A 12348-nucleotide genomic window follows, 5' to 3' on the forward strand; every position below is an offset into this window, starting at 1 on the left:
CCGTTCAGCTCCTGATTAATTCCGATACCCGGGCGATCTTGAAACAGAAAAGCTGTACTTCATGCTCTGTTGCCTCTATTTTTCCGGTCTTTACTCCTGCGTCAAACTCAAGCAGCCATCTGAGAACAGTCTTAAGCTCCTCATCACTAAATTTACGTGCTGATTGCACAATCCCGGATGCAATTATTACCGGGTATACTTTTCTCTGCTCCCCTTCATGCAAAAGCCCGCTGGCTAGCCCGATATCATAAGCCGCGGCGTCCACCGCAGGATCCTTGTAACCACGGGAGGAAAGAAAAGTTTTAACGACCTGAGGATTTGCCTCGGCAAAACGGCGAATACGGAAAAGCGCCCAGTAATGCCTGAAAAATGCTGAAATCATCAGAGGCGCATAGAAATCCGTGGAAAAAAGAGAGTTAATGATGGCTAACGCCTTAGGGAACTGCTTCTGTGAAAGGGCGGAAGCCAGCTCATACACAGTCATCTGCCTTGATGCGCCAACTACATGCTCGATCGCAGAGTGGCCGATTGCCCGGCCTGCCGGAAGATGAATATCGATTTTTTGCAGCTCCGAATGAAGAGTATCCAGATCCGATCCCACCAGGTCAGCAAGATAATCGGCATCACTCTTCGATATCTTCCTCCCAAAAAGAAGAGGCACCTGACTTTGAAGCCATTGAGATATTCGATACTCAGGAGGTTTTGGAAATTCCATATAACTGCAGCCGCCCTCGGCAGCCCGTCTGGAAGCCCCCAGCTTTTTGGCAGTCTTAGGTTCCGATTCCTTACCCTTTTTATCCTCATCGATCTCAATTATCAGGTAACAGTCCGGAGGTGGATTGTCAAGCAGTTGATTCAACTGGGAAATCTCCTTTTCGCCCAGTTCCTGTGCATGCCCGATCAGAAACACCCTTGTCTCCTGAAAAAGCGATGGTGTAAGGATATCCTGAGCAAACAGGGAAAAATCTCCATCCCCCGTGTCAAAACGCACTGATGTCACCTGGCCGTGGTTACGGCTGATACTCTCAATGATGCCTCCACGGGCATGCTCTCTTCCCACTGTGTCATTGCCTGCCAGAATGTAAATCTGCTTCAAACTTTCTGTCATGGAATAAGCGGCTCCAGAACCGCTTGCCTTTTGTTAATTGTTTCCTGAAACAGTAACTGGGCATTTACAAATTTCTTCGCTTCAGTTTTCATCACTCTCAGGATAAGTGTGGCAAGATCCCTCGATTCCTCAGCCTTGAAACCTACTCCAGCGGTAATCAGTTTTTCGCACCCGTCTATCTGGGTATGGTAATCAGGGCCGAAAAATACCGGGATTCCGAATTTCGCAGGATCCCACACATTGTGGCCTCCGGTAGAATCAAATGTTCCTCCCACTATCGCGGCATCGGCTATCTTGTACATTTCATCGAGTATACCGATTTTCTCTATTACACAGATATCCCATTTTCTCGAGGTAGTTATATCTCTTAGATGCAAAGCATTTCCCCCCAGTTGCTTAAGCAGATCCGGAACATCCTGAAGATGCCGGGGAACCACAATCAGTTTGCAGTGCATTTTGTTCTTTTTCAGTATGTCCAGACATACCCTGAGTGTTCTGCCTTCCGGAGCATGCACGCACCCTGCAGTTATCACAGGCTGATTGTCGCTGATGTTAAGTCCTTTTCTTAACGCCAGCCACTCTTTTCTGGGCGGCCGCTTGATCATTATATGACTTTTAAGATTCCCGACAATATGAATATTCTCTGTTTTCACACCCAGTTCAGCGAAGCGCTGCGCATAGGTCTCATTCTGCGCCAGAACCACATCGAAACATCCGAATAAAAACTTCAGCACTCCCCGGAACCGTTTATAATTGCTGAAAGACTTCTCCTCGATTCTGGCGTTAACTATACCCACCGGAATCCCTTTACGTCTGCAGGTCCAGAGCATTGACGGCCACAGTTCAGTCTCAAGAAGCCACACACGTGTTACTCTGAAATGATCGACAAGACCGCTCACCAGCGGTATCGTATCGAGCGGGAGAAAACCTGTCGCACAGACTGACTTTACATCTCTGCTCTCGAGATATTTTACACCGTTGCGGGTCGCCGCAGTGAGAAGGTAGAGGTCTTCAGGATGCCGCTGCTCAAGAATCTCCAGGAATTTGAAAAGAAGTTTAGCCTCCCCGAGTGATGCTGCGTGAATCCATACGACAGACCTGTTCCTGTGGTCTCTTATCGAATAGGGAAACCGCTGCCTGGCTGGAAGATCCCAGCCTCTTTTCTCACTAATTTTTGTCAGTAACGGAAAAATTATCCTGCGTACCAGGTCCAGTATTGTACTATAGCCGATAATGGCACCGGAGATCAGAACATATTGTAGTTTCATACTGAAATATTGCCGACTGTAAACCTGTTCTTTCCATTTCGTTTTGAGGTGTAAAGCGCTCTGTCAGCGACTTCAATCAACCTGTCTTTTTTCAGGCTGTGTTCCCAGTCAAAAACCGCCAGACCGATGCTGATTGTATAATCGATCCGGTATTGAGGAGAAGAAAAGGATCTTGAAGAAATAGCTTTTAAAATTCTTGAAGCCAGGATCTCCGCCCCGGAAAGGTCCGTGTCAGGCAGCACAAGGGAGAACTCCTCCCCACCGTACCTGGCAAAAAGATCACATACCCTCACCATGGCAGAAATTCTCTTTGTCAAATCAATTATTACGGCATCACCGACCTGATGCCCGTAAGTATCATTTATACTTTTGAAATCATCTATGTCGATAAGCAGCAGTGAAAAATTTCCCTTTTTCCTGGTTGCCCGTGCGATTTCCCTGTCCAGAGTTTCCTGAAAAAGCCTGTGATTTGCGATTCCGGTAAGACTGTCCGTTTTAGCCTGTCTTCTGACCTGAAGAGCGGTATATCCGTGTTCAACCACCGGCGAAACCATCGAACTGAAAACATACAGAAACTGGCTATGATCGCTGCTGCTTCTCTCCGGACCATCAAAAAACACAGTTAACGATCCTATTGTCCTGCCAGTCACCATCATGGGAACACTGACCGGATGAATTGTCTTTATTCCCGGCGCTTCACCCTGTTTTCCTTTGTAAACAACAAGAGGTATCTCACCTTCCGCAAATCTTTCCTTGTCAATTGTGGGCATGACCCTCTGATGCATGTTCAGGAGAACCTGTCTGACCTCTCTGGGTTCTATTTCCCCGGAAGATGGCATCGCAAACACCTCCATGAATCCGGAAAGATTAACACTTATAACCGAGAGTACAGATCCCATCTTCTGATTCGCCTCCTCCAGAGTTATACGCATGATTTCAGAAATCTCCAGAGAAAGCATCAGTTTTCTTGTAAAAAAGTACAAGGAAGTAAGGTCAAAAAGATGTTCTTTTACATCGGAGGAAATACCTTCGGAATTCCTCATGAGATTGAGACTCTTTAAATGGAAAATCCTCGATGCGACAGCCTTTTCCACCTTTATCAGAAAATCAGTTATGTCGAGTGGCTTTATCATGTAGGAATTGACACCCTGATTGATAGCAACTGTCGCACTATCAAGCGAAGCATACCCGGTGATAATTATCACCTCAGCATACTCGTCCTTTCCCTTGATATAATTCAGGATATCAATCCCGGAAATATCCGGCAGCTTAAGATCGGTCACCACAACATCAAATTCATTCTGCTCTATCAGAGTTAAGGCTTCACTGCCGCTTGTGCAGGTGGTGACTTTATAAAAAGGCTCCAGAGCCTCTTCCAGAACATCGCAGATAATCTCCTCGTCATCCACAACAAGGATATTGCATTCGGAAGGTTTTTTGATCTGGTGATTATCCATAAATTCCAGCAGGACAGACCTGAATCCAGACCCGTCGAGTCTAAGTCACTGAATCAGCCGCTTTTCTGAAAGCTCCCCTCTCAACCGAAAAATACTTAATATACAGGTAAACTAAAAGCCGATTCCATGAAAAAACACTTACAAAGAAACATCGAGAATGGTTTGACTTACCTGACCTCTCAAACCTATTTTATCTATTCATATCACAGGTACTTACCCGCTGTACCATAACTCACTTTAACAGTCTCCGGCAGGTGCAATATTTTGAGAAAAATCTTCAGTTTAATAGCTCTGGCGCTGCTTCTATCATGCTCGGGTCTTGATGACACTACCGGCCTGGGCAGAGATATCATCAGCAGCACCAATCCATCCGCTGTCAGCATAGACCAGAATTTCAGAACCTTTTCACGAAACGAAAGCATAGTAACCGATTTTTTCAGCATTCCGGACGAAAATGACACCCATTTTGGCATTCATCCCGGCCTCATAGCCGCCGGATCAAAAGCCGGTTACATAACCTCCAGCTATACCGAATTCAGCATCGGCAGAAATGCAGGGTCCCGTTTTGAACTCGATGATGAACCTGTCTCCATATCTCTCACTTTTGACACACTCGATTACGGAACCGTTGCATTTAAAAACCTGAAGCTCTCTCTCTATCAATGCTCTCAGGATCAAAAATTCTCGCGCTCATCTACTACTCCTGAAGGAAAACTTATCGGCGAACTGGCACCTGACAGCACAGTAAAAAACCGGCTCTCTGTTGAAATAGATGACGATGAGCTTGTCTCTGAGATTTTTTCAGCTTGCCTGGCGTTGAAAGAGTGCTACGAAGAATGCGATAAAAATAAAGGCTGCAAAGACACCTGTTACAATTCTCTGGAAGCAAAAACATTCAGCTTCTGCCTTTATAACGAAGATGATTCGAGTTTTATAAGACTGTCTCAACCTCTGATGAAAATCACATTTACCAGAGATACATCTACAATTACCGAATCCATCAAGCCATCCTATTTCAATTACGTGGCGCAAGATGAGAACATCGATGAACAGAAGGCACTCGCAGTCTCATCAAATGTCTCTGGACGCACTGCTGTTTTTAAAATCGATATCTCTTCTCTCTGGGATACAATGAACACAAGCGGCTTCGATGAAATCCTTTCAGCTGGCTTTAACATCATACCTGAAACCCATATCAATTTCGATAATGAAAAAGACACCAGTTTTGCCGTAAGGCATTATATCTCCGACAATCTGATTCAGGATGGCTCCGAACTGGATTCCCTCATCTTTTCAAGGTCATTTGAATTCAAAATCGAGAAAGATAGTAAAGGAAGGCTGAAAAAGAAACTGATTCTCTTTGCAGACAGATATCTCCAGAAATACAGATCAAAACACCCGTCTACAGTTTTTCTTTACCTTCAGATCAGTAAATCATCAGATATGAGCTGGAAAAAGGTTTTATGGGAAAAGCCTGTATTCAATGCAGTATTGACAACAATCAAATAGCAGAAAACTACCATGATCAATAAAAAGTTGTTTTCATCAATCGTAATCCTGTCGCTTGCGGCATGCGTCTATTCTCAGTCTGTTCTGGGACTCAAATACCCCTTCGGGTTACCTTTACAAAGCAGTAGCGGCCCCTCTCTTTCCCTTGGTGGAGCCGGAACAGGCGTTTCCGATGATTATTTTGGTATGGTTGACAATCCGGCAAATCTGGGTTCGATTAACCGTGCAGTCTTCAGTGCAGCATTCTCGCTGAGCCTGCTCAATATCTACGAAAATGATCAAAGAAGCAACCATGCAGGCTTCGGCCCCAGGCTGCTCTCGTTCTCTTTCCCACTGGGAATGCTTGGTGCATTGGGGTTTTCCTACAATCAGCAGACAGATACTGACATGAAGTTCAGGCTCGGCAGAACCTACCCGCTGGGAGATGGTAAAATAGAGGAGGACTTGGCACTTGTAAAAAGCGGCGGGATATCGAACTGGCAAGTGGGGGTGGGTGTCTCCATTACAAAATGGGCAAGGATAGGACTTGGCTATCAGAGGATCTATTTCAATAATCAGACCTCCCTGATCAAAAAAACAGAAGGATTCCTCAACGACACACTTATTGATTCCACTAACACTGTTTTTACCGGAAACGGCATCAGAGCCGGAATTCAGTCTTCTATTCAGAATCTGACTCTGGGGATCAGCGGTCAATATGTTTTCAAAAGCGACGCGCGTGACAAACGCACAATCAGAGGTACACGAGTACAAGAGAACAGTCCTCAAAAGGACGCTCCGATAACTGAAAACCTGACCTATGAACTGAAACCAGCTCCTTCCATAGCATTCGGGGCCTCTTATGTTATCACACCTGAATGGATGGCTGCAGTAGAACTGGAAGCTATACTCTGGAACAGATTTTACTCGGAAATAGAAACTGTCGATGAAGTTGACAGAGCATACAACTTCTCCATTGGTACTCAATACATTCCCGCACCAAACCTTCTTACTCCGAAGTATTACGAAATAATGCAATACCGTGCAGGATTCCGGTACTCTCAGTTGCCCACTCCCACAGCCTCTGAATTCGCTTTTACTCTCGGCTTGGGGCTTCCACTCAAGGAAGGTGGTGGCCTTTTTGATATAGTGCTGGAATATGGTCGGCGATGGGACAGCAGGTATCAGAACTTTACAGAAGAATTTGCAGGAATTTATTTAGGAATTAACGCCGGCAGGAAATGGTATCAGTCCGCACAAAACAGCTATTGACCGATCCAGCACGCTTTTTCGAGATTCTATGGAGAGAATGATGGCAAGCAGGCAGTGCAAGGTTTCCAGATCGGAAACAAAAAGCGTGCAAAAAAACTCCAGGCCATCCGGAACCCGAATTTCCCGTTCCAAATCCAGGAATAATGATCTGATAACACCATCAGAGATCAAACCTGTAAACAAAAACACTCCGCGCTACAGTTTCAGCACCCAAATACCGGAAAAATACAACCAAGATTATGTGTGCGTCCTGCCCAGAGATCCACACATCTCTTTTGTATACTGGGAATTTACCAACAAAAATCCTCAAAAAAGCGGTTTTAATTCCCCCTCAGGATCGAAAATCATTATGACCGTTAAAGAGCCTCACCAGGATAACAGTACCACGGCACATCAAATAGAACTGCAGAACAACAGAAATGAGCAATTCATAAGCCTGCCCCAACCTGAAAAATTTCACTTCGAATTTGGTGCATTCTCAGACAAAGGCGAATATTCTATTCTTTCAAGGACACCGGTTCAGACTCCACCTCTGAATTCAGTCAGCGTAAACATTGACAAACAATGGTTTTCAGAATCAACAGAAAAGCTGATCAGCTTTTCTGCCGGATTATCGGTCGTGAAGGGGACCTCAAAACAGGCCCATGAGAGTTCAACATATCTGGGATCTGCTGGTTTCTGATTCCCATTTGAATACTTATTATGAGCAATAACAACCCTGAAGGCTTTCTGAGTCTTGTCCTGCATGCCCATCTGCCCTACGTAAGGCATCCCGAATGTGATTATATGCTGGAGGAGAACTGGTTTTATGAGGCAATGACCGAGTGTTACCTGCCTTTGCTTGCAATTTTCAACAACCTGGTTTCAGACAGAGTTCCTTTCCGCATCACCATGTCCCTTACACCTACGCTCTGTTCAATGATGAGTGATGAGCTTCTGCAGACCCGCTATCAGGCAAGGCTTCTGAAACTGATTGAACTTGCAGAGAAAGAACTCGACCGTACAAAAAACACCGAGTTTCATTCTACTGCAGAAATGTACCTGGAAAGATTTACACTCTGCAAACGGTTGTTTGAAAACGTTTACGACAGAGATATCACCAGAGGTTTTAAACACCTCCAGGATCTTGGATTTCTGGAAATAATCACCTGTGCCGCAACACATGGATATCTTCCCAACATGCAGGTAAACCCCTCAGCGGTTCGTGCTCAGATTATCACAGCAGCAAACTCATACCAGCGCTTCTTTGGCAGAAATCCACCCGGAATATGGCTTCCGGAATGCGGGTATTATCCCGGAGTAGAGAAATTCGTGGCTGAAGCAGGAATCCGCTATTTCTTCCTGGAGACCCATGGAATTCTTCATTCAAACCCCCAACCTAAATACGGCGTTTACGCACCTGTTTATTGTCAGGGAACCAATGTAGCTGCCTTCGGCAGGGATGTGGAATCGTCAAAATCTGTCTGGAGCGCCCATGAAGGCTATCCCGGACACCCCTCTTATCGTGAATTCTACAGGGATATTGGCTTTGATCTGGAAATGGATTATATAGCCCCCTACATCGATCCCATCGGTATGAGAACCAACACTTCAATCAAGTATCACAAAGTGACTGGCAATAACTGCGAAAAACAGCCCTATAACCGTCAGGAGGGGATGAAAATTGCGGCTGAGCATGCTGGGAATTTCATGTTCAACCGGCAGAAACAAACCGAACACCTGAGGTCCATAATGGACCGGCCGCCGATTATAATGGCGCCCTATGATGCCGAGCTGTTCGGGCACTGGTGGTATGAGGGTCCGGAGTGGCTCAATTTTCTTATCCGTAAGATAGCTTTCGAGCAGAATACGATCCGCTTGATAACCCCTTCCGACTATCTTGAACTTTTTCCATCCAATCAGGCTGTTCAACCTGCATTCTCCTCATGGGGACAGGGAGGATATTCAGAAGTATGGCTGCATGAGTGCAACAGTTGGATCTACCGCCATCTGCATCGTATGGAAGAGAGGATGACAGAGTGCGCGATGAGATTTCCTGAGGCGGATCAGAATGTCAGGCGGGTACTCAATCAGATGGCACGTGAGCTTCTTCTTGCAGAGTCAAGCGACTGGGCTTTTATAATGAAAACCGGCACGATGGTACAGTATGCCGAGAGACGTACAAAGGAACACATTGCAAATTTCCTGCGGCTTTATGATGATTTACAAAACAACAGGTTCGACATCGACTACATTTCGCTTCTTGAGTCGCACAATAATATTTTTCCTGAGATAGATTACAGAGTCTATTCCTGACCCAAAGGAGTATCTATGAATTGCAGAAAAGTCGCTACCTTATTGCTTGCAGCCGTATCATTTGCTTTCGCGCAAGACAGTGAAACCCTCAACATCTTCGCATCATTAGGTTTTGGATTTCCCACAGGAGGACAGGTTTTCTCCTCACACACCTATGATGATAATACTCTTACCGAACGGAAAGATAACTACTTCAATTATGGCCAGGGTATCAAGCTTGAAGCCGGGATTCAGTATTTCATGATGGAAAACGTGGCTCTTCAGTTAGCCTTCGGATTTTCAGGAAAAGTGCCAAGGCTTGAAATCCAAAACAATCATAATTTCACGAACGCAGCATTACTAGACAGCTCTATTTCAATTAATTACAGATCCAGCTTATTTGGCTTAAAGGTACTAGTGGTACCCAGATTTGAGATACTGGAGCTCCTCAACATGTACACAGGGGTAGGTATTGGATTTTTCTGGAATTCCCTCTCCTATGAGAGATCAAAAACAATTGGAACAAATGTAGATAATTTTGACGGCAAAATAAAATCCTCGCCTGCACTGGGATTGTTAGGGCTACTGGGAATTGATATACCGCTTTCCGACCTCATGGCTGTATTCGGCGAGGTAGCATTTGAACAGCTGAGTTTCAAGTGGCGCAAACGGATCGAAGATGGGCTCACCATCAATTATGAGAAGGATGCTGCAAATCTTGATGCTCCGCTAAGAGCCCCCGGGTCCAACTGGCAGATTCGGGCAGGAATACGGTTTATAGTTTTTTAATCTGAAAGCTGTAAGGGGACAAACAATCCCCTTACAGTGAGCCCAGATTGATATCACAAATTGTGAAGTAATTTTATGATGTCAAGCTTACCAGCTATCCAGTTTCTCTTCAAGTTCACATTTTGTGAGCTTTAAACTTCTGACTCTTCGTTAGTAAGCTGGGCTATCGGGGGTTATACTTGAAGGGAAAAAAGCCGAGAAGGGGACTCGAACCCCTGACCTACTGATTACGAATCAATTGCTCTACCGACTGAGCTATCTCGGCATAAGCCAACAAAATAAAATCCGCCACTATTAATCGGCCACATTTCGCGCTTCTATAGTCATAAATACAGATACACAATAAAACTTCATCATCACAAAGAGAAAGGCTCTCTCAGAAATGCAATATAGACATGTCACTATCTATTTGATAAAATATTAAACATCAAAACAAACAACTTTGTCTGTATCCAGCAGGAAGAATAGATGAACTTCAAATCTCTTTTCAAAATTCGAGGATTAAAAGCAGGGTATTGTACAGTCTGCGATAAACCATCTCTCTTTATACTACAATAAATGATGAATTGTGGAAAATTAGAAATCATGCTATATGCATACATTGTCACAGCGTCTCCAGACATCGACACATGGCATACTGTATCTCGATGGCTTTGAAAGAGAAAGGTATTAAGCAATACACAGATCTAAGAAGAAGGCCTGACATTGCAATTTATTTTGCAGAATCAGGTACACAACTTATTACTGCACTGAGAAATAACCCATCATTAACAGTGTCAGAATTCTTTGATAATTGTCGTTCTGTGAAATCAAGAATAACATTCTGTGTCAGGACTTGCAGAAACTTACATCTGATGACTATAAGTTTGATATAGTCGTCACCCAGGATGTTTTTGAGCATATTCAAGATTGGCGAACTGCTGCAAAGGAAATATATCGTGTGTTAAACAACGGTGGTGCACATGTTTTTAGTGTTCCCTTTTATTTTGTATCACAAACAAAGAAGTTATTCGATAATGTAAACGGCAATTTTGTTCCAGTTGTGGAACCAGTAGAATATCATGGTGATGGAATCAGGGACAAGATTCCTGCATATAACCATTTCGGGTTTGATATGATAGAAGAAATGACAAGAATTGGTTTCAATGTTAAGATTGATATTCCAAAATACCGGGAGTACCATCATTATGGTTTTTTTGATTGTTACACATTTATCGCTTATAAAAACAGGTGTGATTAAAAAAATTCCTGAAGCTGCTGAGGTAATTGCAAACTATTCACTGATTTCTTCTCTTTTCTGCTGAGCAGAAAGTGCCTTCCTCTTTAGGTGCCTGGCCTCAGAAAACGGTTTATCAAGTCTCTTTCTTACCTCATTGTCGAATTCGTAATGTCCCATTCTGTTGACTTCAGCAATCACCTGCTCGTACCTGTTTAGCTCCATATCTATTTTGGCAATCAACAGATGACAAAGAGCCGCATTGTAATGATTATCCTGAGGATCAGCTTCCACTTTACTCAAGATAGACTGGAAAATCATCCTTGCCTCATCATACCTTTTCAGGCCGAAAAGCGCCCTGGCTTTCCCCCACTGAAAAAGAGTTGACCTCTTATACTTCTGAAGCATCTCATCAGCTATCTCCAGCGCTTCCTTATACCTTTTTTCATTCAGCAGAATATCCACCAGTGCCGATGAAGCGAAATTTCTGGTGTAAACACCGCGCTGACGAGCCACATAAAGCTTCTGTATCCCACTCTCCCTCTTATCTTCTACACCCGGCATCCACCAGAGTACTTTCATCAAAGCACTGCGCCAGTAATCATAACTGCCAACACCATAATTGATATCAACTATATCACTTTTTGCATCCTGAAGCTCCAGCAGAACCGACACACCTTTCCATCCATACCTGAATGCCGTAATCCACCTCTCATATCTGGCCTCATAGGTCCCTTTATACCCATCCGCCCCGCCTATAAAAAACTTTGCCCATTGATCCCCAGGATCTTTACTGAGAAGCTTCTCACCCTTCTCTATTGCAAGATCACAATAGCGGTAAAACTCATTCTCCTTCTTTTTCGACTGGAATTTAACCATCCAGGCATCTATCACAACCGCCATCATGAAGTAACCGGCCGGATGATCCGGATACTTTCTGATAATCCTGCGGACCTCCTCCTCAGACTCCTTCAAATCTTCATTGTAAACATGATCCAGCGATGCAATAGCCCATTGGTGAAGATCTTCGGGGAGCGGCGGTGCTGCGGAATAAACATTGACTATGCATAAAAAGACCAGGACCGCGGTGGAAATGCTATTGTTTCCGCGAAGAATCAGCTTTATCGGGCAGAAGACTGTAGTCATTAAAGTATCGTTCCCACATCCGCTTCGATCTAAGATAACGATATTTCCTTACTATCTTGACATTTACGCTCTTGAGGAAATAAAAATCAACCTCGGCCTTCTTGGAATATTTCCCTTCATCATACAATTTATAGGAAACCAGGTCATAATATGGCTCCGGTAACAGAGCGGTATCTGCAACACCCTCCAGAATCGCTTCAAGATCATCCTTTAAGATCACCTCTAGCTTCTTCCTGGCAAGCTCATCACTCTCCCCGCTGCAACCTGTTGTCAACGGAATTACCGCGATAAACAGAAAACAAACAACTCTCTTAGACCAGTTCATATCCT

General features: G+C 44.3%; 11 protein-coding genes and 1 tRNA gene. 6 read left to right on the forward strand and 6 right to left on the reverse strand.

The annotated features are described in order from the left end of the window. Positions 1-4: 4 nt before the first annotated feature. From holA to GX089_06885, 3 genes are read right to left on the reverse strand one after another with little or no spacing between them, the layout of a single operon-like run. The gene (gene holA, locus GX089_06875; GenBank protein ID NLP02200.1) at positions 5-1108 is read right to left on the reverse strand and encodes a DNA polymerase III subunit delta; all 1104 of its coding nucleotides are present in this window, start codon (positions 1106-1108) and stop codon (positions 5-7) included. Continuing rightward, positions 1105-2376: a hypothetical protein gene (locus GX089_06880; protein ID NLP02201.1), complete on the reverse strand. Its 1272-nt coding sequence runs from the start codon at positions 2374-2376 to the stop codon at positions 1105-1107. Before GX089_06880 ends, holA begins: the two co-directional genes overlap by 4 nt. Beyond that, on the reverse strand, positions 2373-3833 hold the full coding sequence (locus tag GX089_06885; GenBank protein NLP02202.1) for a diguanylate cyclase: 1461 nt from the start codon (positions 3831-3833) through the stop codon (positions 2373-2375). Before GX089_06885 ends, GX089_06880 begins: the two co-directional genes overlap by 4 nt. A gap of 264 nt (positions 3834-4097) precedes the next feature. On the opposite strand from GX089_06885, the gene GX089_06890 reads away from it, so the two are divergent. The 5 genes from GX089_06890 to GX089_06910 are packed head-to-tail and all read left to right on the forward strand — an operon-like array spanning position 4098 to position 9656. Further along, positions 4098-5342 (forward strand): hypothetical protein, encoded by a 1245-nt coding sequence (locus GX089_06890; GenBank protein NLP02203.1) that lies wholly within the window; start codon positions 4098-4100, stop codon positions 5340-5342. Between the two features lie 12 nt (positions 5343-5354). Next, entirely contained in the window at positions 5355-6593 is a 1239-nt protein-coding gene (locus tag GX089_06895) for a hypothetical protein (protein ID NLP02204.1), read from the forward strand. Positions 6594-6630: 37 nt separating this feature from the next. Next, positions 6631-7275 (forward strand): DUF4912 domain-containing protein, encoded by a 645-nt coding sequence (locus GX089_06900; GenBank protein NLP02205.1) that lies wholly within the window; start codon positions 6631-6633, stop codon positions 7273-7275. A 20-nt stretch (positions 7276-7295) separates the two neighbouring features. Next, positions 7296-8888, forward strand: a complete 1593-nt coding sequence (locus GX089_06905) for a DUF1957 domain-containing protein (protein ID NLP02206.1) — start codon at positions 7296-7298, stop codon at positions 8886-8888. A gap of 15 nt (positions 8889-8903) precedes the next feature. Beyond that, on the forward strand, positions 8904-9656 hold the full coding sequence (locus GX089_06910) for a hypothetical protein (GenBank protein ID NLP02207.1): 753 nt from the start codon (positions 8904-8906) through the stop codon (positions 9654-9656). A 192-nt stretch (positions 9657-9848) separates the two neighbouring features. On the opposite strand, the gene GX089_06915 is transcribed toward GX089_06910, so the two are convergent. After that, a tRNA-Thr gene (locus GX089_06915) sits at positions 9849-9921 on the reverse strand. A 570-nt stretch (positions 9922-10491) separates the two neighbouring features. Between GX089_06915 and GX089_06920 the strand changes: the two genes are divergently transcribed. After that, positions 10492-10896 (forward strand): methyltransferase domain-containing protein, encoded by a 405-nt coding sequence (locus GX089_06920; protein NLP02208.1) that lies wholly within the window; start codon positions 10492-10494, stop codon positions 10894-10896. Positions 10897-10929: 33 nt separating this feature from the next. On the opposite strand, the gene GX089_06925 is transcribed toward GX089_06920, so the two are convergent. Beyond that, a complete protein-coding gene (locus GX089_06925; protein ID NLP02209.1) occupies positions 10930-12018 on the reverse strand; it encodes a tetratricopeptide repeat protein in 1089 nt (362 codons plus the stop codon). Further along, positions 11969-12343 carry a hypothetical protein gene (locus tag GX089_06930; protein NLP02210.1) on the reverse strand — a complete coding sequence of 125 codons (375 nt, stop codon included), beginning with the start codon at positions 12341-12343 and terminating at the stop codon, positions 11969-11971. The genes GX089_06925 and GX089_06930 overlap by 50 nt, the downstream gene beginning before the upstream one ends. Positions 12344-12348 lie beyond the last annotated feature (5 nt).

The sequence above is a fragment of the Fibrobacter sp. genome (assembly GCA_012523595.1).
Taxonomy (GTDB): Bacteria; Fibrobacterota; Chitinivibrionia; order Chitinivibrionales; family Chitinispirillaceae; genus JAAYIG01.

Excerpts from the sequence above, each read along its gene's own strand:
- holA (NLP02200.1), bottom strand. The coding sequence starts at position 1,108 with ATGACAGAAAGTTTGAAGCAGATTTACATTCTGGCAGGCAATGACACA.
- GX089_06880 (NLP02201.1), bottom strand. The coding sequence starts at position 2,376 with ATGAAACTACAATATGTTCTGATCTCCGGTGCCATTATCGGCTATAGT.
- GX089_06885 (NLP02202.1), bottom strand. The coding sequence starts at position 3,833 with ATGGATAATCACCAGATCAAAAAACCTTCCGAATGCAATATCCTTGTT.
- GX089_06895 (NLP02204.1), top strand. The coding sequence starts at position 5,355 with ATGATCAATAAAAAGTTGTTTTCATCAATCGTAATCCTGTCGCTTGCG.
- GX089_06900 (NLP02205.1), top strand. The coding sequence starts at position 6,631 with ATGATGGCAAGCAGGCAGTGCAAGGTTTCCAGATCGGAAACAAAAAGC.
- GX089_06905 (NLP02206.1), top strand. The coding sequence starts at position 7,296 with ATGAGCAATAACAACCCTGAAGGCTTTCTGAGTCTTGTCCTGCATGCC.
- GX089_06910 (NLP02207.1), top strand. The coding sequence starts at position 8,904 with ATGAATTGCAGAAAAGTCGCTACCTTATTGCTTGCAGCCGTATCATTT.
- GX089_06925 (NLP02209.1), bottom strand. The coding sequence starts at position 12,018 with ATGACTACAGTCTTCTGCCCGATAAAGCTGATTCTTCGCGGAAACAAT.
- GX089_06930 (NLP02210.1), bottom strand. The coding sequence starts at position 12,343 with ATGAACTGGTCTAAGAGAGTTGTTTGTTTTCTGTTTATCGCGGTAATT.